General features: G+C 69.4%; 24 protein-coding genes and 1 pseudogene. 16 read left to right on the top strand and 9 right to left on the bottom strand.

All coding sequences use genetic code 11. The features are described from left to right. The first annotated feature begins 81 nt into the window (after positions 1–81). From WT16_RS13990 to ubiA, 6 genes are all read left to right on the top strand, one after another. The gene (locus WT16_RS13990) at positions 82–1,041 is read left to right on the top strand and encodes a hydrogen peroxide-inducible genes activator (protein WP_006025326.1); all 960 of its coding nucleotides are present in this window, start codon (positions 82–84) and stop codon (positions 1,039–1,041) included. Positions 1,042–1,517: 476 nt separating this feature from the next. Then, on the top strand, positions 1,518–3,704 hold the full coding sequence (gene katG / locus WT16_RS13985) for a catalase/peroxidase HPI (RefSeq protein WP_063533553.1): 2,187 nt from the start codon (positions 1,518–1,520) through the stop codon (positions 3,702–3,704). A gap of 111 nt (positions 3,705–3,815) precedes the next feature. Next, positions 3,816–3,980: a hypothetical protein gene (locus WT16_RS13980; protein ID WP_015600096.1), complete on the top strand. Its 165-nt coding sequence runs from the start codon at positions 3,816–3,818 to the stop codon at positions 3,978–3,980. Positions 3,981–4,144: 164 nt separating this feature from the next. Further along, a complete protein-coding gene (gene dpsA, locus WT16_RS13975; protein WP_006025329.1) occupies positions 4,145–4,633 on the top strand; it encodes a non-specific DNA-binding protein DpsA in 489 nt (162 codons plus the stop codon). Positions 4,634–4,640: 7 nt separating this feature from the next. After that, entirely contained in the window at positions 4,641–4,733 is a 93-nt protein-coding gene (locus WT16_RS13970) for a hypothetical protein (RefSeq protein ID WP_009913533.1), read from the top strand. 177 nt (positions 4,734–4,910) lie between these two features. Beyond that, entirely contained in the window at positions 4,911–5,774 is an 864-nt protein-coding gene (ubiA, locus tag WT16_RS13965; protein ID WP_015600831.1) for a 4-hydroxybenzoate octaprenyltransferase, read from the top strand. A 22-nt stretch (positions 5,775–5,796) separates the two neighbouring features. Here the strand turns inward: ubiA and phnN are convergent, their stop codons facing one another. From phnN to phnF, 3 genes are read right to left on the bottom strand one after another with little or no spacing between them, the layout of a single operon-like run. After that, complete coding sequence (gene phnN, locus WT16_RS13960) at positions 5,797–6,351, bottom strand: phosphonate metabolism protein/1,5-bisphosphokinase (PRPP-forming) PhnN (RefSeq protein ID WP_015600757.1); 555 nt, start codon at positions 6,349–6,351, stop codon at positions 5,797–5,799. Continuing rightward, positions 6,348–7,139: a DUF1045 domain-containing protein gene (locus WT16_RS13955; protein ID WP_063533552.1), complete on the bottom strand. Its 792-nt coding sequence runs from the start codon at positions 7,137–7,139 to the stop codon at positions 6,348–6,350. Before WT16_RS13955 ends, phnN begins: the two co-directional genes overlap by 4 nt. After that, positions 7,129–7,905, bottom strand: a complete 777-nt coding sequence (gene phnF / locus WT16_RS13950; protein WP_009913527.1) for a phosphonate metabolism transcriptional regulator PhnF — start codon at positions 7,903–7,905, stop codon at positions 7,129–7,131. The genes WT16_RS13955 and phnF overlap by 11 nt, the downstream gene beginning before the upstream one ends. A gap of 173 nt (positions 7,906–8,078) precedes the next feature. Here phnF and phnG point away from each other — a divergent pair, with 173 nt between their 5' ends. The 10 genes and pseudogenes from phnG (at position 8,079) to phnE (ending at position 17,017) form a co-directional block, all read left to right on the top strand. Next, positions 8,079–8,582: a phosphonate C-P lyase system protein PhnG gene (phnG, locus tag WT16_RS13945; RefSeq protein ID WP_063533551.1), complete on the top strand. Its 504-nt coding sequence runs from the start codon at positions 8,079–8,081 to the stop codon at positions 8,580–8,582. Further along, complete coding sequence (gene phnH, locus WT16_RS13940; RefSeq protein ID WP_167359288.1) at positions 8,579–9,208, top strand: phosphonate C-P lyase system protein PhnH; 630 nt, start codon at positions 8,579–8,581, stop codon at positions 9,206–9,208. The genes phnG and phnH overlap by 4 nt, the downstream gene beginning before the upstream one ends. Further along, the gene (locus tag WT16_RS13935; protein WP_063533550.1) at positions 9,202–10,395 is read left to right on the top strand and encodes a carbon-phosphorus lyase complex subunit PhnI; all 1,194 of its coding nucleotides are present in this window, start codon (positions 9,202–9,204) and stop codon (positions 10,393–10,395) included. The genes phnH and WT16_RS13935 overlap by 7 nt, the downstream gene beginning before the upstream one ends. Further along, positions 10,392–11,321: an alpha-D-ribose 1-methylphosphonate 5-phosphate C-P-lyase PhnJ gene (locus WT16_RS13930; protein WP_006025337.1), complete on the top strand. Its 930-nt coding sequence runs from the start codon at positions 10,392–10,394 to the stop codon at positions 11,319–11,321. The genes WT16_RS13935 and WT16_RS13930 overlap by 4 nt, the downstream gene beginning before the upstream one ends. Further along, entirely contained in the window at positions 11,318–12,088 is a 771-nt protein-coding gene (gene phnK / locus WT16_RS13925) for a phosphonate C-P lyase system protein PhnK (RefSeq protein ID WP_006025338.1), read from the top strand. Before WT16_RS13930 ends, phnK begins: the two co-directional genes overlap by 4 nt. A gap of 8 nt (positions 12,089–12,096) precedes the next feature. Next, positions 12,097–12,901 (top strand): annotated as a pseudogene (gene phnL, locus WT16_RS13920) (phosphonate C-P lyase system protein PhnL). 11 nt (positions 12,902–12,912) lie between these two features. Next, positions 12,913–14,046 (top strand): alpha-D-ribose 1-methylphosphonate 5-triphosphate diphosphatase, encoded by a 1,134-nt coding sequence (locus WT16_RS13915; protein WP_063533548.1) that lies wholly within the window; start codon positions 12,913–12,915, stop codon positions 14,044–14,046. 187 nt (positions 14,047–14,233) lie between these two features. Beyond that, positions 14,234–15,133: a phosphonate ABC transporter ATP-binding protein gene (gene phnC / locus WT16_RS13910; protein WP_063533547.1), complete on the top strand. Its 900-nt coding sequence runs from the start codon at positions 14,234–14,236 to the stop codon at positions 15,131–15,133. 76 nt (positions 15,134–15,209) lie between these two features. Next, entirely contained in the window at positions 15,210–16,205 is a 996-nt protein-coding gene (gene phnD / locus WT16_RS13905) for a phosphonate ABC transporter substrate-binding protein (protein WP_063533546.1), read from the top strand. Further along, entirely contained in the window at positions 16,202–17,017 is an 816-nt protein-coding gene (phnE, locus tag WT16_RS13900; RefSeq protein WP_063533545.1) for a phosphonate ABC transporter, permease protein PhnE, read from the top strand. Before phnD ends, phnE begins: the two co-directional genes overlap by 4 nt. 59 nt (positions 17,018–17,076) lie before the next feature. On the opposite strand, the gene proC is transcribed toward phnE, so the two are convergent. From proC to WT16_RS13870, 6 genes are all read right to left on the bottom strand, one after another. After that, positions 17,077–17,889: a pyrroline-5-carboxylate reductase gene (proC, locus tag WT16_RS13895; RefSeq protein ID WP_006025344.1), complete on the bottom strand. Its 813-nt coding sequence runs from the start codon at positions 17,887–17,889 to the stop codon at positions 17,077–17,079. A gap of 34 nt (positions 17,890–17,923) precedes the next feature. Beyond that, positions 17,924–18,622 (bottom strand): YggS family pyridoxal phosphate-dependent enzyme, encoded by a 699-nt coding sequence (locus tag WT16_RS13890; RefSeq protein ID WP_063533544.1) that lies wholly within the window; start codon positions 18,620–18,622, stop codon positions 17,924–17,926. 154 nt (positions 18,623–18,776) lie between these two features. Next, complete coding sequence (glcF, locus tag WT16_RS13885; RefSeq protein ID WP_063533543.1) at positions 18,777–20,003, bottom strand: glycolate oxidase subunit GlcF; 1,227 nt, start codon at positions 20,001–20,003, stop codon at positions 18,777–18,779. Positions 20,004–20,009: 6 nt separating this feature from the next. Beyond that, positions 20,010–21,098 (bottom strand): glycolate oxidase subunit GlcE, encoded by a 1,089-nt coding sequence (gene glcE, locus WT16_RS13880; RefSeq protein ID WP_063533542.1) that lies wholly within the window; start codon positions 21,096–21,098, stop codon positions 20,010–20,012. 100 nt (positions 21,099–21,198) lie between these two features. Next, positions 21,199–22,692 carry an FAD-linked oxidase C-terminal domain-containing protein gene (locus WT16_RS13875; protein WP_059931139.1) on the bottom strand — a complete coding sequence of 498 codons (1,494 nt, stop codon included), beginning with the start codon at positions 22,690–22,692 and terminating at the stop codon, positions 21,199–21,201. 64 nt (positions 22,693–22,756) lie between these two features. Continuing rightward, positions 22,757–24,163, bottom strand: a complete 1,407-nt coding sequence (locus WT16_RS13870) for an FAD-linked oxidase C-terminal domain-containing protein (protein ID WP_006025349.1) — start codon at positions 24,161–24,163, stop codon at positions 22,757–22,759. Positions 24,164–24,318: the final 155 nt, after the last annotated feature.

Below are 24,318 nucleotides of genomic sequence, written 5' to 3'. Positions count from 1 at the left end.
CTTTTCGGCAAAGGTTGGCGAATCGGCCCAAACCAGTGTATAAATTTAATCTATCGTCATTAAATGATTGATTAACTTGCAATGACGCTTACTGAACTGAAGTACATCGTCGCGGTCGCGCGCGAACGCCATTTCGGCCGGGCGGCCGAAGCCTGCTTCGTCAGCCAGCCGACGCTGTCGGTCGCGATCAAGAAGCTGGAAGACGAACTGAACGTGCAGATCTTCGAGCGCGGCGCGAGCGAAGTGAGCGTGACGCCGATCGGCGACCAGATCGTCACGCAGGCGCAGCGCGTGCTCGAGCAGACGTTCGCGATCAAGGAGATCGCGAAGCAGGGCAAGGACCCGCTCATCGGGCCGTTTCGGCTCGGCGTGATCTACACGATCGGGCCCTACCTGCTGCCGACGCTCGTCAAGCAGATGATCCGCCGTGTGCCGCAGATGCCGTTGATGCTGCAGGAGAACTACACGCTGAAGCTGCTCGAGCTGCTCAAGCAAGGCGAGATCGACGCGGCGATCATGGCGCTGCCGTTCCCCGAGACCGGCCTGATGGTGCGGCCGCTGTACGACGAGCCGTTCGTCGTCGCGCTGCCCGCCGGGCATCCGTGGGAGAAGCGCCGCAAGATCGACGCGACCGACCTGAAGCAGGAGACGATGCTGCTGCTCGGCAACGGCCACTGCTTCCGCGATCACGTGCTCGGCGTGTGCCCGGAACTGATGCATTTTTCGCAGACGGCGGACGGCATCCAGAAGACGTTCGAAGGCTCGTCGCTCGAGACGATCCGCCATATGGTCGCGAGCGGCGTCGGGATCACGGTGCTGCCGCGGATGTCGGTCGCCGAAGTGGGGCCGCATGCGAACGGGCCGGACGCGGACCTGCTGTCGTACGTGCCGTTCGAGGACCCGGTGCCGGATCGGCGCGTCGTGCTCGTGTGGCGCAAGAGTTTCACGCGGATGCCGGCGATCGATGCGATCAGCGAGGCGATCGCCGCGTGCGACCTGCCCGGCGTGGTGAAGCTCGACATCCCGGCGACGGTGAATTGAGCATCGCGCGTGCGACCGATGGTCGCCGCGCGCGAACGGGGCCTGGCAGCCCCGTTTATTTTTGCCTATCGAATAAATAAAATTTATCAAATTACAAACATCAATAGCAATATGTAAAATGCTTCGCATGGATCGGCGCAGCGCGGCCGGACGGTAACTGCAGGTGTCAAGGGAGGATGTCATGATGCAACGGGCATTGCCGCGCGCGCGGCGGAACATTGCGCCGCGCACGACGGTCATTGATCGTGCCAGGGCTGCCATCCGGAGCCTGCGCCCGATTGCGTTCGCCTATCTCGCGGACCGCGCATATGGCGGCTGAGCGCCGCCGCGTGCCGGCCCGCTTTTTCGCGCCGCGCGCCGCGTCGCACGCAGGAGGGATCAACCTGTTTCTTTCCCCGCAAAGTCGCTCCGCGAACGAGGCCCGGCTTCGATGCCGGGCCGCGTAGGCGGGCGTACCCGAACAAAGGAGAAATCGCATGTCGAATGAAGCGAAGTGCCCGTTCCACCACGCCGCAGGCAACGGCACGTCGAACCGGGACTGGTGGCCCGATCAGTTGGACCTGAGCATCCTGCATCAGCACTCGGCGCTGTCCGATCCGATGGACAAGGATTTCAACTACGCGCAAGCGTTCGAGAAGCTCGATCTTGCGGCGGTGAAGCGGGATCTCCACGCGCTGATGACCACGTCGCAGGACTGGTGGCCGGCCGATTTCGGCCACTACGGCGGCCTGTTCATCCGCATGGCATGGCACAGCGCGGGCACGTACCGCACGGCCGACGGCCGCGGCGGCGCGGGCGAGGGCCAGCAGCGCTTCGCGCCGCTCAACAGTTGGCCCGACAACGCGAACCTCGACAAGGCGCGCCGGCTGCTGTGGCCGATCAAGCAGAAGTACGGCCGCAGCATCTCGTGGGCCGACCTGCTGATCCTCACCGGCAACGTCGCGCTCGAATCGATGGGCTTCAAGACCTTCGGCTTCGCGGGCGGCCGCGCGGACACGTGGGAGCCCGAGGACGTCTACTGGGGCTCGGAAAAGATCTGGCTGGAGCTGAGCGGCGGCCCGAACAGCCGCTATTCGGGCGACCGTCACCTCGAGAACCCGCTCGCCGCCGTGCAGATGGGCCTCATCTACGTGAATCCGGAAGGCCCGGACGGCAAGCCCGATCCGGTCGCCGCGGCGCGCGACATTCGCGACACCTTCGCGCGGATGGCGATGAACGACGAAGAGACGGTCGCGCTGATCGCGGGCGGCCACACGTTCGGCAAGACCCACGGCGCGGGTCCCGCGTCGAACGTCGGCCCCGAGCCGGAGGCCGCGGGCATCGAAGCGCAGGGCCTCGGCTGGAAGAGCGCGTACGGTACGGGCAAGGGCGCGGACGCGATCACGAGCGGCCTCGAAGTCACGTGGACGACCACGCCGACGCAGTGGAGCCACAACTTCTTCGAGAACCTGTTCGGCTACGAATGGGAGCTGACGAAGAGCCCGGCGGGCGCGCACCAGTGGGTCGCGAAGGACGCCGACGCGGTGATTCCGGATGCGTTCGATCCGTCGAAGAAGCATCGGCCGACGATGCTGACGACCGACCTTTCGCTGCGCTTCGATCCGGCATACGAAAAGATCTCGCGCCGCTTCCACGAGCACCCCGACCAGTTCGCCGATGCGTTCGCGCGCGCCTGGTTCAAGCTCACGCACCGCGACATGGGTCCGCGTGCGCGCTATCTCGGCCCGGAGGTGCCGGCCGAGGAACTGTTGTGGCAGGACCCGATTCCGGCCGTCGACCATCCGCTGATCGACGCCGCCGATGTCGCCGGGCTGAAGGCGAAGGTGCTCGCGTCGGGGCTGTCCGTGTCGCAGCTCGTGTCGACCGCGTGGGCCGCGGCGTCCACCTTCCGCGGCTCGGACAAGCGCGGCGGCGCGAACGGCGCGCGCATCCGCCTCGCGCCGCAGAAGGACTGGGAAGCGAACCAGCCCGAGCGGCTCGCGAAGGTGCTCGAGACGCTCGAGGGCATCCAGAAGGCGTTCAACGCCGCGCAGTCCGGCGGCAAGCGGGTGTCGCTCGCCGACCTGATCGTGCTGGCCGGCTGCGCGGGCGTCGAGCAGGCCGCGAAGAACGCGGGCCACGCGGTGACGGTGCCGTTCGCGCCGGGCCGCGCGGACGCATCGCAGGAGCAGACCGACGTCGAATCGGTAGCCGTGCTCGAGCCGGTCGCGGACGGCTTCCGCAACTACCTGAAGGGCAAGTACCGGGTGCCTGCCGAAGTGCTGCTCGTCGACAAGGCGCAACTGCTGACGCTGAGCGCGCCGGAGATGACGGTGTTGCTGGGCGGCCTGCGCGTGCTGGGCGCGAACGTCGGGCAGAGCCGGCACGGCGTGTTCACCGCGCGCGAGCAGGCATTGACCAACGACTTCTTCGTGAACCTGCTCGACATGGGCACCGAGTGGAAGCCGACGGCGGCCGACGCGGACGTGTTCGAAGGGCGCGACCGCGCGACGGGCGAGCTCAAGTGGACGGGCACGCGCGTCGATCTCGTGTTCGGCTCGCACGCGCAGTTGCGCGCGCTCGCCGAGGTCTACGGCAGCGCGGACGCGCAGGAGAAGTTCGTGCGCGACTTCGTCGCGGTCTGGAACAAGGTGATGAACCTCGACCGCTTCGACCTCGCGTGATTGCGGCGTCGCGCCGCCGATGCGGCAACGGAGCGGGAAACGGCCGGTCATCCGGCTGGCCGTTTCCCGTTTCGCTCCGGGCCGCCGACCTCGTTTCAAGGAGTGACGATCATGACGCAAATGATTCTCGACATGCGCGTGGCGCTCTCGGCGCCCGCCAGGCGCGCGGGCGCCGCCACGCTGCGGCGGCTGGTCGGTTTCGCGATCGCGGGCGGCGGCGCGGCCGTGCTGGCCGCCCAGGCCGCGCGGCACGTCGCGGCCGCCGCGGGTGGTTGAGCGCGCATCCGTTGCGCGCAATTTGCACGATCGCGATCTACGCTAAACTGGTGCGGCGCTGAACGTGCGGGCCGCAAGCGCGCGCGCCGCGCATGTCGCATCGGGCACGCGGTTTTTTCGATGCATTTTCGCCGGTTCGAACCATCGGACAAGGAGTCTCGAGGATGGCCAAGAAAAGCAACGCAACCCAGATCAACATCGGCATCAGCGACAAGGATCGCAAGAAGATCGCGGCAGGGCTGTCCCGTCTGCTCGCCGATACGTACACGCTGTACCTGAAGACGCACAATTTCCACTGGAACGTGACGGGCCCGATGTTCAACACGCTGCACCTGATGTTCGAGGAGCAGTACAACGAACTGTGGCTCGCCGTCGATCTCGTCGCGGAGCGCATCCGCACGCTCGGCGTCGTCGCGCCGGGCACGTATCGCGAATTCGCGAAGCTGTCGTCGATCCCCGAGGCGGACGGCGTGCCTGCCGCCGAGGACATGATCCGCCAGCTCGTCGAAGGGCACGAGGCCGTCGTGCGCACCGCGCGCGCGATCTTCCCGGACGCCGACGCGGCGAGCGACGAGCCGACCGCCGATCTGCTGACGCAGCGTCTGCAGACGCACGAGAAGACCGCGTGGATGCTGCGCTCGCTGCTGGCGTGAGCGATGGATGACGAGCGGCGGGGGGCCGCGCACGCAGGGCGGGCGCGTGTTGCGGCCCGAGGATGCGGTCGTCGACAAGCTCGGCGCGGACGGCGAGTGAGCGCGCGCGCCGGCGGGCTCCTCGTTTCGGGCGAAGCCGTCGGGCGGGGCGAAAGCCCGAACGCAAGCGGAAACGACAAAAAAGGGCAATAGCGCTGCCGCCGCGCTTTTGCCGCAAATCCCGAGCGGTTCTACAATGCCCGGGTTACGTTTCCGGGCTCGCCGCCCGTTCTCGCCGATGCTCGCCCGTTTTCCTCTCTATTTGCGGCTGATCCGGATGGACAAGCCGATCGGCAGCCTGCTGCTGCTCTGGCCGACGCTCAACGCGCTGTGGATTGCGTCCGACGGTCATCCGTCGCCGTCGCTCGTCGTCATCTTCGCGCTCGGCACGTTGCTGATGCGCTCGGCCGGCTGCGCGATCAACGATTACGCCGATCGCGATTTCGACCGCCACGTGAAGCGCACCGCCGAGCGGCCGCTCACGTCGGGGAAGATTCGCGCATGGGAGGCGGTCGCGATCGCGGTCGGGCTCGCGCTCGTGTCGTTCCTGCTGATCCTGCCGCTCAATGCGCTGACGAAGGAGCTGTCCGTCGTCGCGGTGTTCGTCGCGGCGACTTATCCGTTCATGAAGCGCTTCTTCGCGATTCCGCAGGCGTATCTCGGCATCGCGTTCGGCTTCGGGATTCCGATGGCGTTCGCGGCCGTGCAGGACACGGTGCCGGTGATCGCGTGGACGATGCTGGCGGCCAATGTGTGCTGGTCGGTCGCGTATGACACCGCGTATGCGATGGTCGATCGCGACGACGACCTGAAGATCGGCATGCGCACGTCGGCGATCACGTTCGGCCGCCACGACGTGCTCGCGATCATGCTCTGCTACGCGGCGATGCTCGGCATCTACGCGTGGCTCGGCGCGACGCTGCATTTCGGCTGGCCGTACTGGGCGGGCTGGGCGGCGGCGGCCGGCTGCTCGATCTACCATTACACGCTGATCAGGGATCGCGAGCGGATGGCGTGCTTCGCCGCGTTCAGGCACAACAACTGGTTGGGCGGCGCGCTGTTCGCGGGGATCGCCGCGCATTACGCGCTGGCCGCGTTGTAAGCGGCGCGTCGCCCGCCTCGCGTCAGCTTCGCGCAAGCCCTTCGAGCAGCGCGACCAGCACGCGCCCCGCATCGTCGAGCGTGCCGGAATTGTCGATTGCCGTGAGCGCGACGCCGTCCGGCACGACCCAGCGCACGCTGCGCGCGAGACGCGCGCCGATCTCATCGGCGGTTTCGCGGCCGCGCGCGGCGAGGCGCTCGGCGAGCACGTGCGGCGCGGCGTCGACGTGCACGACGCGCATTCGCGGATAGCGGACGAGCGCGGCCGGCAGATGCGCGCGCGAGCCGTTGACGACGACGACGCTGCCCGCCGCGAGCCACGCGTCGATCTCGACGCCGACGCCGTAGCGAAACCCGTGGCTCGTCCATTCGAGCGCGAAGAAGCCGAGCTGCGAGCGCGCGGCGAATTCGTCGCGCGCGAGCTCGACGTGGTTCTCGTGGCCGTCGCTCTTGCGCGTGATGTAGCGATGCGCGAACGCGACGCGCTGCTCGCACACGTGCTTGCGCGCATACGCGAGCAGCGAATCCTTGCCTGCGCCCGACGGGCCCATCACATAGACGAGTCGCTCGGCGCTCATTGCCGCCCCTCGCCGGAATCGACCGGATCGACGGAATCGACCGAAGCGGCGCATTCGGTGCTTTCGGCGCCGCGTTCGCCGAACGGCAGCCGCTTCCACAGCATGAACGGCGCACCCGGCTCGGCTTCGACGAAAATCGCCGCATGATCGACGGGCAGCGGCCCGAGCGGAGCGGCCGCCGCTTTCCACCAGTCGATCAGCGTGGCGCGTTCGGCCGGATCGTCGAGCGAATCGGACAGCGTCATGTGGAACCGGTATTCGTCGAGCACGTACGGATAGCCCCATTCGGCGAGCAGCGCGCGCTGGCGCTCGGTCAGCGGCGCGGCGGCGCGCTGCGCGCGCTCGGCTTCGCCCGGCGGCCGGCGCAGCGGCGCGAGCGCGTGCAGCGCGCGGGCGGCGAGCGCGCGCAGCGCGTTGTCGCCGTGCGCGTGCGCCGGCCGCAGCGCGACGAACGCGCCGAGCGCCGCGACGTCGACGTCGATCGCGAGCGGCGCGCTCGTGCGCGCCCAATCCGCGGCGGCCGCGACGAGATCGCCCGCCGCGACGCCCGGCCGCAGCGCGAACGGCGCGACGAGCGTCGCGTGCCAGCCGTAGCGGCGCGGCGCGACCGTCAGCGCGTCCACTGGCCGGCGCAGCGCGCACGGCTGCGGCGGCGCGAGCGTCGCGCCGTCTTCCGGATCGCGGCCGAGCCACGCGCAGCCGGCGCGCCACCAGGCGGATGCGCGCGGCGGCGCGTAATAGAGGGCGAAGCGCGCGGTGCCGGACCGTGCGGCGAGATCAGCGCGCATGGCCGGGCACGTTGTCGTTTTCGATCAGCAACTGCACGCGGTCGGCCGCGAAGTAGGTCGTGCCGTATTTGATCGGCGTGCCGTCGACATCGACGTCGACGTTCTCGACCCACAGCACCGGCTGCTGCTTGTTGATGCCGAGCCGGCGCGCGATCGTGGCCTCCGGCAGCACGCTGCCGATGCGGCTCCATTTGCGCAGGTAGTCGGCCACGCCGTATTCGGCGAGCGCGTCGGTGACGCGGTCGGTGCGCTCGAGCGCGGCGGGCAAATCGGCGAAGCGCGCGGCCGGATATGCGCTGCGCGCGTAAGTGAGCGGCACGCCGTCCGCCTCGTGGATCGATTCGATCCGGTACACGTAAGCGCCCGCGCGCAGGCCGAGCGCCTTCGCGGTGGCCGGGTCGGCCTTCACGCGCGCGGCGGACAGCATCTTGCCGACGGCTGCGTGATTGTGGCGATTCAGGTTTTCGGTGAAGCGCGTGCGGCGGCCGATCGTATAGTCGATCGCGCCCGACTGCACGAACGTGCCGCGGCCTTGCTCGACGCTCACGAGGCCCGATGCGGCGAGCCCGAGCATCGCGCGGCGCACCGTGTGGCGATTGACGTCGAAGCGTTTCGCGAGCTCGCCTTCGCTCGGCAGCCGGCCGTCTTCGCCGAAGCCGTTCGCGGCGATCTCGGCGGCGAGAATCTGCTCGATCTGCCGCCACACCGAGACGCCGCTGCCGCGCTCGAGCGGCGAGTCCTGCAAGAGGTGGTCGACAGTTGTCATGGCGTTGTCATTGCGTTGCGTTTCAATGGGCATGCAGCGCATTGTAGTGCGCGGCCAGTGGCGGTTTTGTGAAAATTTCCGTTTGCGCCGACAAGTCGTATTTTACATATAGACGTCTAGACGTTTAGACAATCGGATGGTTAAATGCAGGCTCCGATTCCGATGGAGTTCAGATGAGCGCTTCAGCCGTTTCCTCCTCGCACGCCGCGCGACGCGACTGGCTCGCGGTGCTGGCGAAAATTCCCCGCGCCGAACTCGAAGGGGCGCTCGATCGCGCGCTCGACGGCGCGCCCGCGCCCACGTTCGACTGGCTGCGCGCGCCGGAGACCGGGCTCGCGATGGTGCGCGGGCGTATCGGCGGCACGGGCGATTCGTTCAATCTCGGCGAGGCGACCGTCACGCGCGCCGCGCTGCGCTTGCGCGGCGCGTCGGGCGATCGCGCGAACGGCGCGAATGGCGTGACGGTCGGCATCGCATACGTGCTCGGCCGCGACAAGCGGCGCGCGGAGCTCGTCGCGCTTGCCGACGCGCTGTTGCAGACGCCGGAGCGCCAGGCGCGGCTGCGCGCCGCGCTGATCGAGCCGTTTCGCGCACGCCTTGCCGAAGCGCGCGCCGCGCGCTCGCGCGAAGTCGCGACGACGCGCGTCGAATTCTTCACGATGGTGCGAGGCGATTGACGATGATCGATACGCGTTTCTCGCTCGCCGACGTCGCCCCCGGCTTCGCGGACCCGGTGCAAGCCACGCAGCGCGTGTTCCGCACGCTGCTCGACGCGATGGCGCGCCCGGGCACGCCCGGGCGCATCGAGCCGGTCGGCGCGGGCGGCTCGGACGCCGCGCCCACGATGCGCGTCGCGCCCTCGGCGTTCGCTTCGCTTCTCACGCTGTGCGACGGCTCGACGCCGGTGTTTCTCGGCACGCCGGACGCGGCGCTCGCGTCGGCGCTGCGTTTCCATACGGGCGCGCCGATCGCGGACGATCCGCGCGCCGCCTGCTTCGCCTACATCGACGACGCGAGCGCGCTGCCGTCGCTGCGGCGCTTCGCGAGCGGCGAGCCGCAAGCGCCCGAGCATGCGGTGACGCTGTTCCTGCGCGTCGCGTCGCTGACGGACGGCGAGCCGCGCACGCTGCGCGGGCCAGGCATTCGCGATGCGCGCACGATCGCGCCGGCGGGCGTGCCCCACGCGTTCTGGCGCGAGCGCGCGCACTTCGTCCCGCGCTTTCCGCGTGGAATCGATTGCTATCTGGTGTGCGGCGATACGCTGATCGGCCTGCCGCGCACGACGATCGTGGAGGGATGCTGATGTATGTTGCGGTCAAGGGCGGCGAGCGCGCGATCGAGGCGTCGTGGCGTTTGCTCGAGGAAGCGCGGCGCGGCGCAACCGCCGTGCCCGAACTGAGCGTCGCGCAGATTCGCGGGCAGCAGCGCCTCGCGGTCGCGCGCGTGATGACGGAAGGCTCGCTGTACGACGAGGAGCTCGCGGCGCTCGCGATCAAGCAGGCGGCGGGCGATCTCGTCGAGGCGATCTTCCTGCTGCGCGCGTACCGGACGACGCTGCCGCGCTTCGGCTACACGGCGCCGATCGATACCGGCGCGATGCGGCTCGAGCGAAGGATCTCGGCGACGTTCAAGGACATTCCGGGCGGCCAGTTGCTCGGCCCGACCTACGATTACACGCAGCGGCTGCTCGATTTCGCGCTGCTCGCCGAAGGCGGCGCGCGGCGCGAGCCCGACGAAGCCGAACCGGCGCGAGCGACGGCCGATGCGGCAGCCGATGCGGCAGCGTCTGCGCCGCCGGCTCCGCGCGTGATCGCGCTGCTGAACGACGAGGGCCTGATCGAAGAGGAGCGGCCGACGGCGCACGCAGGCGCGCCGGGCGATCTGTCGCGCGAGCCGCTCGCGTTTCCGGCCGATCGCGCGACGCGCCTGCAGAACCTCGCGCGCGGCGACGAAGGCTTTCTGCTCGCGATGGGCTACGCGACGCAGCGCGGCTACGGCAACTCGCATCCGTTCGCGGGCGAGCTGCGCTTCGGCACCGTCGCCGTCGAGATGGCGCTCGACGAACTGGGCGGCGAGGCGATCGAGATCGGCGAGATCGACGTGACCGAGTGCCAGATGATCAATCATTTTTCGGGCGGCGACGGCGAGCCGCCGCGCTTCACGCAGGGCTACGGCCTCGCGTTCGGCCATTCGGAGCGCAAGGCGATTGCGATGGCGCTCGTCGATCGCGCGCTGCGCGCGTCCGAGCTCGGCGAAACCGCGAATTCGCCGCCGCAGGATCAGGAGTTCGTGCTGTCGCACAGCGACAACGTCGAGGCGTCCGGCTTCGTTCAGCATCTGAAGCTGCCGCACTACGTCGATTTCCAGTCCGAGCTCGAGCTCGTGAGACGCCTGCGTGCCGAACACGCGGCGCAGGCGAACGCGAACATGAACACGAATGCGCGCGCCGATGCCGAACGGGCCGACGCGCAAACCGAGGAGTCCCGATGAACGCGCCCGACCATCTCGCCGCGGCCGCGCCCGACGCGAGCGCCGCCGAAGGCTACAACTTCGCGTACCTCGACGAGCAGACGAAGCGGATGATCCGCCGCGCGCTGCTCAAGGCGGTCGCGGTGCCGGGCTATCAGGTGCCGTTCGCGTCGCGCGAGATGCCGCTGCCGTTCGGCTGGGGAACGGGCGGCATCCAGGTGACGGCGGCGCTGATCGGCCGCGACGACACGCTGAAGGTGATCGATCAGGGCTCCGACGAAACGACGAACGCGGTCAACATTCGCCGCTTCTTCGCGCGCACCGCGGGCGTCGCGACGACGAAGAAAACGGCCGACGCGACGATCATCCAGACGCGCCACCGCATTCCGGAGACGCCGCTCACCGAGCGCCAGATCCTCGTCTATCAGGTGCCGATGCCGGAGCCGCTCTTTCGCCTCGAGCCGCGAGCGACCGAATGCGCGAAGCTGCACGCGCATGCCGATTACGGGCTGATTCGCGTGAAGCTGTACGAGGACATCGTGCATCACGGCAGCATCGCGACGACGTACGATTACCCGGTGATCGTCAACGGCCGCTATCTGAGCTCGCCGTCGCCGATTCCGAAATTCGACAATCCGAAGCTGCACATGAACCCGGCGCTGCAACTGTTCGGCGCGGGGCGCGAGCGCCGCATCTACGCGATTGCGCCTTACACGCCGGTCGCGAGCCTCGATTTCGACGATCATCCGTTCGAAGTCCAGCGCTGGGATGCCGCGTGCGCGCTGTGCGGCTCGCGCGAGAGCTTTCTCGACGAGATGATCGTCGACGATCGCGGCACGCGCCGTTTCGTGTGCTCGGACAGCGACTATTGCAGCGAACGTCGCGGCGGCGGCGCGCGGCCGTCGCCGCAGCCCGACGCCGAACAACCGGTAGGAGAGACGACATGACGCCGCTTCTGAGCGCGCGCGGGCTGACGAAGCGCTTCGGCGGCCGCAACGGTTTCGCGAACGCGAGCTTCGATCTGTATCCGGGCGAAGTGCTGTGCATCGTCGGCGAATCGGGCTCCGGCAAGACGACGCTGCTGAACGTGCTGTCGCTGCAAACCGGGGCGGACGCGGGCGCGCTGCGCTATACGGGCCGCGACGGCGAGCGCATGGATCTGCTCGCGCTCGACGAGCCGCAGCGGCGCGCGCTGATGCGCACCGAATGGGGCTTCGTCACGCAGAACCCGCGCGACGGGCTGCGCGGCGGCGTGTCGGCGGGCGCGAACATCGGCGAGCCGTTGATGGCGGTCGGCGCGCGCCACTACGGGCGGCTGCGCGAGACGGCCGTCGACTGGATGACGCGCGTCGAGCTCGACCCCGCGCGGATCGACGATCTGCCGTCGACGTTCTCGGGCGGCATGCAGCAGCGCCTGCAGATCGCGCGCAATCTCGTGATCGGGCCGCGTCTCGTGTTCATGGACGAGCCGACCGCGGGGCTCGACGTGTCGGTGCAGGCGCGCCTGCTCGACCTGTTGCGCGCGCTCACGTCGACGCTCGCGCTGTCGATGCTGATCGTCACGCACGACATCGGCGTCGCGCGGCTGCTCGCGCACCGGCTGATGGTGATGCAGCGCGGCGAGATCGTCGAATCGGGGCTGACCGATCAGGTGCTCGACGATCCGCAACATCCGTACACGCAGATGCTCGTGTCATCCGTTCTACCGGTATGAGGTTCGGGATGCAAACCATCGAATCGTTCGCTCCCGCTCGCGCATGCGATAACGCATTTGCCGACACATTTGCAAACAACGCGGCGCTGATGCTGCACGCGGTCGGCGTCGGCAAGACGTTCACGTTGCACGCGCACGGCGGCATGATGATCGACGCGCTCGATGACGTATCGCTCGATGTCGACGCGGGCGAGTGCGTCGCGCTCACCGGGCCGTCGGGCGCGGGCAAGAGCACGCTGCTGCGGTGCCTGTACGGCAACTATCTCGCGAGCCGCGGCGCGATCGCGGTGCGCGCCGGCGCACGCGCGGCGGACCACGTCGTGCTGACGGCGTCCGAGCCGCACGAGGTGATCGCGCTGCGGCGCGACGTGATCGGCTATGTGAGCCAGTTTCTGCGCGCGATCCCGCGGGTGCCTGCGCTCGCGCTCGTCGCCGCGCCGCTCGTCGCGCGCGGCGTGCCCGACGGCGACGCGGCCGAGCGCGCGGCGCGCCTGCTCGAACGCCTGAACGTGCCGCGCCGGCTGTGGTCGCTCGCGCCCGCGACGTTCTCGGGCGGCGAGCAACAGCGCGTGAACATCGCGCGCGGCCTGATCGCCGAGCATCCGGTGCTGCTGCTCGACGAGCCCACGGCGTCGCTCGACGCGGAGAATCGCGACGTCGTCGCCGAGCTGATCGACGACGTGCGCCGGCGCGGCGCGGCGATCGTCGGCATCTTCCACGACGAGGCGACGCGCGAGCGCGTTGCGACGCGCTGTTTCCCGCTGCGCCCGCCGTTGCGGCGCGCGGCTGCCCTTCGATGAAGTGAACGCTTAGCGGAGCGAACGATGTTGATCAGCAATGCGCGCGTCGTCACGCGCGACGACGTTTTCATCGGCACCGTGCAGATCGACGGCGAATCGATCCGCGCGGTGTCGCGCGGGACGACCGCCGCGCGCGACGCCGACGATTGGGGAGGCGATTATCTGCTGCCCGGGCTCGTCGAGCTGCATACCGACAACCTGGAGAAGCATCTCGCGCCGCGGCCGGGCGTGTACTGGAACGTCGACGCGGCGTTCGTCACGCACGACGCGCAGGTCGCGGCGGCGGGCATCACGACGGTGTTCGACGCGCTCGCGATCGGCACGCGCCTGAACGTCGGCGTGCGCGGCCGCGACGTGCAGACGAAGTGCGCGGACGCGCTCGCGCGCTTCGCGTCGCACGGGCTGCTGCGCGCCGAGCACTTCCTGCATCTGCGCTGCGAGATCGCGACGGAGGACGTCATCGACGTATTCGATTCGCTCGTGGCGCATCCGTGCCTGCGGCTCGCGTCGGTGATGGACCACACGCCGGGGCAGCGGCAGTGGAAGGATCCGCAGCAATGGCGCAACTATCAGGAGCGGCATCGCAAGTGGACCGACGAGGAAGCGGCGACGACGATCGCCGAGCTGGCCGACGAGCAGCAGCGCTACGCGGATGCGCATCGGCATGCAATCGTCGCGCGCTGCCGCGCGCTTGGCGTGCCCGTCGCGAGCCACGACGACACGGTGATCGAGCACGTCGAGCAGGCGGCGCAAGAGGGCGTCGCGCTCGCCGAGTTCCCGACGACGCACGCGGCGGCCGAAGCGGCGCACGCGCACGGCATCGCGACGGTGATGGGTGCGCCGAACCTCGTGCGCGGCGGCTCGCATTCGGGCAATGTGTCGGCGCTCGCGCTCGCGCAGGCGGGGCTCCTCGACATCCTGTCGTCCGACTACGTGCCGTCGAGCCTGCTGTGCGCGGCGTTCGACCTCGTGCACAAGGCGGACTGGAGCCTGCCGCGCGCGATCGACACGGTGTCGTCTTCGCCCGCGCGTCATACAGGGCTTCACGATCGCGGCGAAATCGCGCCGGGGCTGCGCGCGGATTTCGTGCGCGTCGCGCTGCACGGCACGCTGCCCGTGCCGCGTGCGACGTATGTTCGCGGGCGTCGCGTCGTGTAGGGAGCCGAATCGATTCGCGACCGATTGAACGGGCCGGACCCTTCGGGACGGCCCGTTTTGCTTTCGACGCGACGCGCGGCAAGACATCTAGACGTATATACGGATTCACCGGATTGTCATTGCGCGTGCGTACAGTGGCGTGCATCCGCTCTCCGGCCGCATCGGCCGGTCTCTCGACGGGAGTGTCATGGACGCCATCCGCATCGAACGTCTGTCGAAGACGTTCCCGAACGGCCGCAAAGGACTCGCCGACATCGATCTCGCGATCGCGCCGGGCGAAATGGTCGCGCTGATCGGCGCGTCGGGCTCGGGCAAGTCGACGCTGCTGCGGCAGATCGCGAGCTTTTCGTCGAGCGACGCGCAGCCGTCGCGCATCGACATTTTCGGCCGATCGATTCAGCGCAACGGACGCATCGCGCGCGATGTGCGCCGCATGCGCCGCGACATCGGCTTCGTGTTTCAGCAGTTCAATCTCGTCAACCGGCTGTCCGTCGAGACGAACGTGCTGATCGGCGCGCTCGCGCGCGTGCCGATGTGGCGGCGGCTCGTCGGACGCTTTTCGCGCGCGGACCGCGCGCTCGCCGCGCAGGCGCTCGGCGAGGTCGGCATTGCCGAGCATGCGCGCGAGCGCGCGGCGAACCTGTCGGGCGGCCAGCAGCAGCGCGCGGCACTCGCGCGCTCGCTCGTGCAGCGCGCTCGGATCATCCTCGCCGACGAGCCGATCGCGTCGCTCGATCCGGCTTCGTCGCAGCGCGTGATGGAGATGCTGCGCGCGCTCAACGCGAATCATCGGCTGACCGTGCTCGTGTCGCTGCATCAGATCGACGTCGCGCTGCGGTTTTGTCCGCGCGCCGTCGCGTTGCGCGCGGGGCGCATCGTCTTCGACGGGCCGAGCGCCGCGCTCACGCGCGAGCGGCTCCACGCGCTGTACGGCGACGACGCGCATCTGCCGTTCGCCGTCGGCGACGAAGTGCGGGCCGTCGCATGCGGCGTGGTCGGCACGCACGATGCGCGCGATATGCGCGATGAGCGCGATGAGCACGACGCCTCGCCGCGCCGGATGTTCGCCGCCTCGTCCGTGCGATGACGCCGCTTGCACCGTGCGCCGCAATCGCGCGCGCCGGACGCTCCATTCACCCGACCACCTTGACGGAACCGAATCCATGAAACTGATCCGCTCCCTCGTCGCCTGCGCGGCCGCGTTTGCGTGCATTGCCGCCGCCCATGCGCAGACGCTGAATTTCGGCATCATCTCGACCGATTCGTCGGCGGTGCTCAAGCGCCGCTGGCAGCCGCTCATCGACGACATGAACCGCAAGACGGGCCTCGACGTGAAGGCGTTCTTCGCGACCGATTACGCGGGCATCATCGAGGGCATGCGCTTCAACAAGGTGCAGCTCGGCTACTTCGGCAACGCGTCGGCGCTCGAGGCGGTCGAGCGCTCGAACGGCGAGGTGTTCGCGAAGATCGTGCACGCGAACGGCGAAGCCGGCTACTACTCGGTGCTGATCACGAACGCGAACAGCCGCTTCAAGACGCTCGATGACGTGTTCAGGAACCCGAAGGACGTGACGCTCGGCTTCGGCGATCCGAACTCGACATCCGGCGCGCTCGTGCCCGCGTACTATCTGTTCGCGCAGCGCGGCATAGCGGTGCGCACCGCGTTCAAGACGGTGCTGCCGTCGAGCCACGAAGGCAATCTGCTCGCGGTGGTCAACGACAAGATCGACATCGCGACGAACAACACCGACGTGCTCGGCATGCTGAAGAAGCAGCATCCGGATCAATACGCGCGGGTGCGCGTGCTGTGGACGTCGCCGCAGATCGCGTCCGATCCGCTCGTGTGGCGCAAGGATTTGCCCGAGGCGACGAAGCAGACGCTGCGCGATTTCTTCTACCGCTACGCGAAGACCGATCCGCACGAGAAAGAGGTGATGGCGGGCATTCGCAACCTGGTCGGTTTCGCGCCGTCGTCGGACGCGCAACTGATTCCGGTGCGCAAGATCGTGCTCTTCCAGCAGAAGCAGAAGATCGAGGCGGACGCGACGCTGTCGGGCGATGCGCGCCGCGCGCAGCTCGCGGCGCTCGATGCGAAGCTCGCCGCGCTCGACGCATCCGGCGCGGCGGATGCCGCCCGCGCGCAGGCGGACAAGCCATGAACGCGCGCGAGCCGGCGGGCGCGGCGCCCGGCGAACCGATCGCGCCGATGGGCGACGCGCGCCGCGGCTGGCGCACATGGCTCGCATGGGCGCTCGCGTTCGCGATTCTCGGCGGTACGTGGCGCAGCGCCGACATGCGGCCGCTCGATCTGCTCGCCGAGTCCGCGAACATGGGCGAGTTCGCGCGCGGCTTCTTTCCGCCCGACTTCTCCGAATGGCGGCACTACGCGAGCGAGATGGGCGTGACGCTGTCGATCGCGCTATGGGGCACGGCGCTCGCGATCGTGAGCGCCGTGCCGTTCGGGCTGATGTCGGCGCGCAACATCGCGCCCGCGTGGCTGCTGCATCCGGTGCGGCGCGCGATGGACTGTTGCCGCGCGATCAACGAGATGGTGTTCGCGATGCTGTTCATCGTCGCCGTCGGCCTGGGCCCGTTCTCCGGCGTGCTCGCGCTGTGGGTCCACACGACGGGCGTGCTCGCGAAGCTTTTCGCGGAGGCGGTCGAGGCGATCGATCCGCGTCCGGCCGAGGGCGTGCGCGCGACGGGCGCGACGCCGCTCGACGAGATCGTCTATGCGGTGCTGCCGCAGGTGCTGCCGTTGTGGATCTCGTACGCGCTGTACCGGTTCGAATCGAACGTGCGCTCGGCGATGGTGGTCGGGATGGTCGGCGCAGGCGGCGTCGGCGTCGTGCTGTACGAAGCGATTCGCTCGTTCGACTATGCGCAGACGGCGGCGCTCCTCGTCATCGTCATTGCGGTCGTCACGCTGATCGACATGACGTCCGCGTGGCTGCGGGCGAGGGCGATTTGATGCGCAACGCGATGCGCGGATCGCGAGTGCCGCGCGGACGTGCAGCGCGCCGCCGGTCATCAAGCTCCGCCGAGCTCGTCGCCCATTTCCTTCGCGCGCGCCTGCGCGGCGAGCACGCCGCGCACGATCGCATCCTTCACGTGCTGCGCGTCGAACGACGCGAGCGCGGCCGCCGTCGTGCCGCCCTTCGACGTCACGCGCTCGCGCAGCACGCTCGCGGGCTCGCCCGACTGCACCGCGAGCTGCGCGGCGCCCGCGAACGTCGCGACCGCGAGCGCGCGGCCCTGCTCGTCGCTCATGCCGAGCTGGCGCGCCGCTTCCTGCAGCGCCTCGATGAAATAGAACACGTAGGCGGGGCCGCTGCCCGAGATCGCGGTGACGGCGTCGAGCTGCGATTCATCGTCGAACCAGACCGTCTCGCCGACCGCGCCGAGCACCTTCGATGCGAGATCGCGGCCCGCCGCGTCGACGCCCGGCAGCGCGGACAGGCCGGTCACGCCGAGGCCGACGAGCGCCGGCGTGTTCGGCATGGTGCGCACGACGCGCGCGTAATCGCCGAGCCAGCGCGACAGGTCCGTGCCGCGAATGCCGGCCGCGATGCTGACGACGAGCTGCGTCGACAGATGCGGCGCGAGCGCGGTCGCGACGTCCTTGAGCGCCTGCGGCTTCACGGCGAGCACGATCGCGTCGTAGCCGGCGAGCGCGGCGTCGATGGCGGCCGCCGTGCGCACGCCGAATTGCGCTTGCGCGCGCTGGCGCGCGTCTTCGTTGACGTCGACGGCGAGCAGCTCGCTTGCCGCGACGCCGCGCTTGACGAGTCCGCCGATCAACGCGGCGGCCATGTTGCCGCCGCCGATGAATGCGATTTTCATGATGAATGAGACCGTTGAGAGAGAAGTGACGGGTTCAGTGGGCGTAGTCGCGCGCGCCGAAGATCGCGGTGCCGATTCGCACGATCGTCGCGCCTTCGGCGACCGCGGCCTCGAGGTCGTCCGACATGCCCATCGACAGCGTGTCGAGCGCGAGCCCGCCCGCGCGCAGTTGCTCGAGGAGCGCATGCAGCGCGCGGTGCGGCGCGCGCTTCGCTTCGGGATCGGTCGCGGGCTCGGGGATCGCCATCAGGCCGCGCAGCCGCAGCGCGGGCAGCGCGGCGATCGCGCGCGCGAGCTCGGCCGCGTCCGCGGGCGCGATGCCGCTCTTCGACGTCTCGCCGCTGATGTTCACCTGCACGCAGACGTTCAACGGCGGCAGGTGCGCGGGCCGCTGCCCGGACAGGCGCTGCGCGATCTTCAGCCGGTCGACCGTATGCACCCAGTCGAAGCGCTCGGCGACGGGCCGCGTCTTGTTCGACTGCAGCGGACCGATGAAATGCCATTCGAGCTCGGCGCGCAGATCGGCGAGCGTGTCGATCTTGTCGATCGATTCCTGCACGTAGTTCTCGCCGAACGCGCGTTGGCCGGCCGCGTGCGCGGCGCGCACCGCGTCGGCCGGAAACGTCTTCGACACCGCGAGCAGCGTGACCGCGCGCGGATCGCGGCCGGCCGCGCAGGCGGCGTCGTCGATGCGGCGATGAACGGAGGCGAAGCGGGCGGCGAGATCGGACATGGCAGGACGAACGAAACGTGAGACGCGCGCCGGCACGGCGTGCCGCGGCGCGCGACGAATGCGGGAATTATACGGATAACCGGCGCAAACGACCGGCGCAAACGACCGGCGCAAACGACCGGCGCGTGCGAAGCGCGGCATGCGCCGCGCGGCGTCAGCCGTACAGCAGGTTCTCGACGAGCTGCACCCAGTGCACGACGGGCACCGGCGTGCCGCTTTGCAGATGCGCGATGCAGCCGATGTTCGCCGATACGATCATCTGCGGCTCGGTCGCCTGCAGCTTCGCGAGCTTCTGCTTGCGCAGCTTGTACGCGAGCGACGGCTGCGTGAGCGAGTAGGTGCCTGCCGAGCCGCAGCACAGATGGCTGTCGGCGGGCAGCCGCACTTCGATGCCGAGCGCCTCCAGCAGCCGCTCGACCTTGCCGCGCAACTGCTGGCCGTGCTGCAGCGTGCACGGCGGATGGTAGGCGACCGTGTGGATCGCGCGCCGGCGCGTGAGCGCGATCAGCTCGGCTTCGAAGCCGCCGAGCAGCTCCGACAGGTCCTTCGTCAGCTCGACGATGCGGCGCGCCTTGTCCGCGTACGCCGGATCGCCGCGCAGCAGGTGCGCGTACTCGCGCACCGTCGCGCCGCAGCCGGACGCGTTCATCACGATCGCCTCGACGCCGCGCTCGACGTGCGGCCACCACGCGTCGATGTTGCGGCGCGCGTCGTCGAGCGCCTCGTCGTGATAGCCGAGGTGCAGCCGGATCGCGCCGCAGCAGCCGGCTTCCGGCGCGACCACGGTCTCGATGCCGAGCGCGTCGAGCACGCGCGCGGTCGCGATGTTGATGTTCGGCATCATCGACGGCTGCACGCAGCCCGCGAGCATCAGCACGCGGCGCTCGCGCGGCGTGCTCGGCCACGCGAGCAGGCGCGCGCGCGGCGGCACCTTGTCGCGCAGCCGCTTCGGCAGCAACGGCCGCACGTGCTGGCCGAGCCGCATCACGGGCGCGAACACGGCGGCGTTCGGCACGAAGCTTGCGAGCAGGCGCCGCACGATCCGCTGCGACAGCGGCCGCGACACCTTCGTCTCGATGACCTTGCGCCCGATGTCGACGAGCCGGCCGTATTCGACGCCCGACGGGCAGGTCGTCTCGCAACTGCGGCACGTGAGGCAGCGGTCGAGATGCTGCTGCGTGCTGCGCGTCACATCCGCGCCCTCGAGCATCTGCTTGATCAGGTAGATGCGTCCGCGCGGGCCGTCGAGCTCGTCGCCGAGCAACTGGTAGGTCGGGCAGGTCGCGGTGCAGAAGCCGCAGTGCACGCACCTGCGCAGGATCGCGTCGGCGTCGTCGCCGTCGGGCGTATGGCGGATGAAATCGGCGAGGTTCGTCTGCATCGCGCTTTAGAGATCGGGGTAGAGCCGGCCGCGGTTGAAGATGCGCGCCGGATCGAACGCCGTCTTCAGGCCGCGATGGATTTTCATCAGCGGCGCGGGCAGCGGCGTGAACACGCCCGCGCTCCTGTCGTAGCTTTTGCTCGCGCGAAAGAGCGTCGCGTGGCCGCCCGCCTGCTTCGCGCTCATGCGCACCGTCTGCGCGTCGGCGTCGGTGATCCACCAGCGCTGCGCGCCGCCCCATTCCATCATCTGCGTGCCGGGCAGTTGCATCGGCTCGGTGATCGACGGCAGCGACAGCCGCCAGAGCGCGTGGCCCGGCGCGAGCGACGAGAAGAACGGGTCGTTCTGCTCGCGCACGCCTTCCCAGAAGCGCTCGGCCTCGACCGCGTCGACGGCTTCGCCGCCGAGCGCGTTCTTCGCGCTCTTCACGGCCGCTTCCGCGCCCGACAGGCGCAGCACGAGCGTGCCGTAGCGCCACGCGCTCGCGGACAGCGGAAACGGGCGGCCCGCCCATTCGTTGAGCTTGCGCACCGCGTCGGTCGCGCTCATGTCGAACTTCAGCGTGACCTCGGCGGCGGGGACGGGCAGCACCTTGATCGACAGCTCGAGCATCAGCCCGAGCGTGCCGAGCGAGCCCGCCATCAGCCGCGACACGTCGTAGCCCGCGACGTTCTTCACGACCTGCCCGCCGAAGCGCAGCATGTCGCCGCGGCCGTTCAGGATCGTCACGCCGAGCACGAAGTCGCGCGGCGCGCCCGTCGTCGCGCGGCGCGGGCCGGCCAAGCCCGCCGCGACCGCGCCGCCGGCCGTCGCGCCGCGGCCGAAGTGCGGCGGCTCGAACGGCAGCATCTGGCCGCGCTCGGCGAGCGTCGCCTCGAGTTCGGCGAGCGACGTGCCCGCGCGCGCGGTGACGACGAGCTCGGCCGGGTCGTACGACACGATGCCGTGATGCGCGCGCGTATCGAGAATTTCCCCGTCGAGCGTTTGGCCGTACCAGTCCTTCGTGCCGCCGCCGCGTATGCGCAGCGCGCGGCCGCTCGCCGCGGCGTCGCGGATGCGCGCGGCCCAGCCTGCGACGATGTCGTCCTCTTCCATGACGTTGTGTTTCGTTGTTCGTTCCGGTCGATTTTACCGGGGTGGCGCGATCGCACAGTCGGGCCGAACCCCTAAGCTCCCCTCGGGCCGCACGGCGGCGTCAGAAGCGCGGCAGGTCCGGACGCGGCAGCAGCCCGCCGCGCACGTGCATCCGGCCGTATTCGGCGCAGCGCGCGCGGGTTGGAATCCCCTTGTCCGGATTCAGCAGCTCGGGCGGATCGAACGCGCGCTTGACCGCGAAGAACGCATCGCACTCTTCGCGCGAGAACTGCACGCACATCGAGTTCAGCTTCTCGACGCCGACGCCGTGCTCGCCCGTCACCGTGCCGCCGAATTCGACGCAGCTCTCGAGGATCTCCGCGCCGAACGCCTCCGCGCGGTGCAGCTCGTCGGCGTCGTTCGCGTTGAACAGGATGAGCGGGTGCATGTTGCCGTCGCCCGCGTGGAACACGTTGATGCAGCGCAGCCCGTACTTCACCTCCATCTGCTCGATGCGCGCGAGGAGCGGCCCGATCGCGCGGCGCGGCACCGTGCCGTCCATGCAGTAATAGTCGGGAGAAATGCGGCCCGCGGCCGGGAACGCGTTCTTGCGGCCCGACCAGAAGCGCAGCCGCTCGGCCTCGCTGCGCGACACCTGGATGCGCGTCGCGCCGTGCTCGCGCAGCACCGCGGTCATCCGCACGATTTCCTCGGCGACTTCCTCCTGCGTGCCGTCCGATTCGCACAACAGGATCGCGGCCGCGTCGAGGTCGTAGCCCGCGTGCGTGAACGCCTCGACCGCCTGCGTCGCCGGCTTGTCCATCATTTCGAGGCCGGCCGGAATGATGCCCGACGCGATGATCGCGGCGACCGCTTCGCCGCCCTTCACGACGTCGTCGAAGCTCGCCATCACGAGCTGCGCGCACTGCGGCTTCGGGATCAGGCGAACCGTGACCTCGGTGACGACGATGAACATGCCTTCGCTGCCGATCGTGACGGCGAGCAGGTCGAGGCCGGGCGTGTCGGGCGCGAGCGAGCCGAACTCGACGATCTCGCCGTCGATCGTCACGCCGCGCACGCGCAGCACGTTGTGGCACGTGAGCCCGTACTTCAGGCAATGGACGCCGCCCGAGTTCTCGGACACGTTGCCGCCGATCGTGCACGCGATCTGCGACGAAGGATCGGGCGCGTAGTAGAGGCCATACGGCGCGGCGGCCTCGGAGATCGCGAGATTGCGCACGCCGGGCTGAACGGTCGCCGTGCGCGCATAGGAATCGACTTCGACGATCCGCGTGAAGCGCGCGAGCGACAGCACGACGCCGTGCCCGATCGGCAGCGCGCCGCCCGACAGGCTCGTGCCCGCGCCGCGCGGCACGATGGGCACGTCCATGCGCCGGCAGATCTGCACGATCCGCTGCACCTGCGATTCGGTCTCCGGCAGCGCGACCGCGAGCGGCAGCCGGCGGTACGCGGAGAGCGCGTCGCACTCGTAAGCAGCCGTGTCCTCGTCGCGATGCAGCAGGCAATGGGTCGGCAGCACGGCCATCAGCGCCTGCACGACTTCGCGCTGGCGCTGCGCGCGCAGATCGGCCGACAGTTCGGCGGGGGCGTTCATGTCTGCTCCTGTTGCGCGGCGCGCGGCGCGTGGTCGTTCGATCTCGTCGCCGGCGTCGTCGTTTTCATGCGTCGATCGTGAAGATCTTGCCGGGGTTCATCAGGTTGTGCGGATCGAGCGCGCGCTTGATCGCGCGCATCGCGTCGACCGCGTTCTCGCCGTGCTCGGCCGCGAGAAAGCGCATCTTGTGCAGCCCGACGCCGTGCTCGCCCGTGCAGGTGCCGCCCATGCGCAGCGCGCGCTCGACGATCCGGTCGTTGAGCGCCTCGGCTTCGGCGAGCTCCTCGGGCTTCGCCGGATCGACGAGGATCGCGACGTGGAAGTTGCCATCGCCGACGTGACCGACGATCGGGCACGGCAGCGACGACGCGTTCAGGTCGGCTTCGGTTTCCCCGACGCACGCGGCGAGCTGCGAGATCGGCACGCAGACGTCGGTCGTCACCGCGCGGCAGCCGGGCTTCAGTTGCAGCATCGAGAAATACGCGTGGTGGCGCGCGGACCAGAGGCGCGTGCGATCCTCGGGGCGCGTCGCCCATTCGAAGCCCAGGCCGCCGTTCTGCCCGGCGAGCGCCTCGACTTGCTGAGCCTGCTCGCGCACGCCCGATTCGGTGCCGTGGAATTCGAAGAAGAGCGTCGGCGCCTCGGCGAGCCCGAGCTGCGCGTTGCGATTGATCGCGCGCACGGCGAGCGCGTCGACGAACTCGACGCGCGCGATCGGCACGCCGATCTGGATCGTCTCGATCACGGTGCGCGCGGCGGCGCTCATCGACGGAAAAGCGCACACGGCGGCCGACACGGCCTCGGGCAGCGGATGCAGGCGCAGCGTGATTTCGGTGATCACGCCGAGCGTGCCTTCGGAGCCGACGAAAAGACGCGTGAGATCGTAGCCCGCCGCCGACTTGCGCGCGCGCGTGCCCGTCTTCACGACGCGGCCGTCCGCGAGCACGGCGGTGAGGCCGAGCACGTTCTCGCGCATCGTGCCGTAGCGCACCGCGTTCGTGCCCGACGCGCGGGTCGCGGTCATCCCGCCGATGCTCGCGTCCGCGCCGGGGTCGATCGGGAAGAAGAGGCCGGTGTCGCGCAGCGCGTCGTTCAGCGCGCGGCGCGTGAGTCCGGGCTCGACGGTCGCGGTCAGATCGTCGGCTTCGATCGACAGCACGCGGTTCATCTCCGACAGATCGAGCGACACGCCGCCGCGCACCGCGAGCAGATGGCCTTCGAGTGACGAGCCGACGCCATACGGGATCAGCGGCACGTCGTGCCGCGCGCAGAGGAGGACGGCGTCGCGCACGTCGTCGGCCGTGTGCGCGAACACGACGGCGTCGGGCAGTTGCGGGTCGAACGGCGATTCGTCGCGGCCGTGATGGGCGCGCACCGCCTGCGCGACCGACAGGCGCGCGCCGAACCGGGCGGCGAGCGCGTCGACGAAGGCGGCGGGAAGCGGGCGATGCGGCGGGGCGGGGTGGTTCACGCGGGTCTCCTTGGAGGCGATCTTTATGGCATGCGCCGCGGCGAGGCGGACCGGATCATTCTACGCCCGAATGGATGCGCGCCGCCCCGGACGCGGCTGCGATAATAGGGATTTCACCGACGCGGCGCGCGCCGCCGCCAACGACGGGAGGCACA

The organism is Burkholderia sp. MSMB1589WGS, from assembly GCF_001636105.1.
In the GTDB taxonomy this organism is placed as follows: domain Bacteria; phylum Pseudomonadota; class Gammaproteobacteria; order Burkholderiales; family Burkholderiaceae; genus Burkholderia; species Burkholderia humptydooensis.
Note: the sequence above shows the minus strand (reverse complement) of the source record. Positions and strands in the feature narration are given on the sequence as shown.

What these genes read in the sequence shown, in the direction of transcription:
- phnE (WP_063533545.1), top strand. Translation starts at nt 16,202, where the DNA reads ATGAACGCGCGCGAGCCGGCGGGCGCGGCGCCCGGCGAACCGATCGCG.
- phnN (WP_015600757.1), bottom strand. Translation starts at nt 6,351, where the DNA reads ATGAGCGCCGAGCGACTCGTCTATGTGATGGGCCCGTCGGGCGCAGGC.
- glcE (WP_063533542.1), bottom strand. Translation starts at nt 21,098, where the DNA reads ATGGAAGAGGACGACATCGTCGCAGGCTGGGCCGCGCGCATCCGCGAC.
- WT16_RS13970 (WP_009913533.1), top strand. Translation starts at nt 4,641, where the DNA reads ATGACGAGCGGCGGGGGGCCGCGCACGCAGGGCGGGCGCGTGTTGCGG.
- phnK (WP_006025338.1), top strand. Translation starts at nt 11,318, where the DNA reads ATGACGCCGCTTCTGAGCGCGCGCGGGCTGACGAAGCGCTTCGGCGGC.
- WT16_RS13930 (WP_006025337.1), top strand. Translation starts at nt 10,392, where the DNA reads ATGAACGCGCCCGACCATCTCGCCGCGGCCGCGCCCGACGCGAGCGCC.
- WT16_RS13980 (WP_015600096.1), top strand. Translation starts at nt 3,816, where the DNA reads ATGACGCAAATGATTCTCGACATGCGCGTGGCGCTCTCGGCGCCCGCC.
- WT16_RS13875 (WP_059931139.1), bottom strand. Translation starts at nt 22,692, where the DNA reads ATGAACGCCCCCGCCGAACTGTCGGCCGATCTGCGCGCGCAGCGCCAG.
- phnF (WP_009913527.1), bottom strand. Translation starts at nt 7,905, where the DNA reads ATGACAACTGTCGACCACCTCTTGCAGGACTCGCCGCTCGAGCGCGGC.
- ubiA (WP_015600831.1), top strand. Translation starts at nt 4,911, where the DNA reads ATGCTCGCCCGTTTTCCTCTCTATTTGCGGCTGATCCGGATGGACAAG.
- proC (WP_006025344.1), bottom strand. Translation starts at nt 17,889, where the DNA reads ATGAAAATCGCATTCATCGGCGGCGGCAACATGGCCGCCGCGTTGATC.
- dpsA (WP_006025329.1), top strand. Translation starts at nt 4,145, where the DNA reads ATGGCCAAGAAAAGCAACGCAACCCAGATCAACATCGGCATCAGCGAC.
- WT16_RS13990 (WP_006025326.1), top strand. Translation starts at nt 82, where the DNA reads ATGACGCTTACTGAACTGAAGTACATCGTCGCGGTCGCGCGCGAACGC.
- WT16_RS13890 (WP_063533544.1), bottom strand. Translation starts at nt 18,622, where the DNA reads ATGTCCGATCTCGCCGCCCGCTTCGCCTCCGTTCATCGCCGCATCGAC.
- phnC (WP_063533547.1), top strand. Translation starts at nt 14,234, where the DNA reads ATGGACGCCATCCGCATCGAACGTCTGTCGAAGACGTTCCCGAACGGC.
- phnD (WP_063533546.1), top strand. Translation starts at nt 15,210, where the DNA reads ATGAAACTGATCCGCTCCCTCGTCGCCTGCGCGGCCGCGTTTGCGTGC.
- glcF (WP_063533543.1), bottom strand. Translation starts at nt 20,003, where the DNA reads ATGCAGACGAACCTCGCCGATTTCATCCGCCATACGCCCGACGGCGAC.
- phnG (WP_063533551.1), top strand. Translation starts at nt 8,079, where the DNA reads ATGAGCGCTTCAGCCGTTTCCTCCTCGCACGCCGCGCGACGCGACTGG.
- WT16_RS13935 (WP_063533550.1), top strand. Translation starts at nt 9,202, where the DNA reads ATGCTGATGTATGTTGCGGTCAAGGGCGGCGAGCGCGCGATCGAGGCG.
- WT16_RS13955 (WP_063533552.1), bottom strand. Translation starts at nt 7,139, where the DNA reads ATGCGCGCTGATCTCGCCGCACGGTCCGGCACCGCGCGCTTCGCCCTC.
- WT16_RS13915 (WP_063533548.1), top strand. Translation starts at nt 12,913, where the DNA reads ATGTTGATCAGCAATGCGCGCGTCGTCACGCGCGACGACGTTTTCATC.
- katG (WP_063533553.1), top strand. Translation starts at nt 1,518, where the DNA reads ATGTCGAATGAAGCGAAGTGCCCGTTCCACCACGCCGCAGGCAACGGC.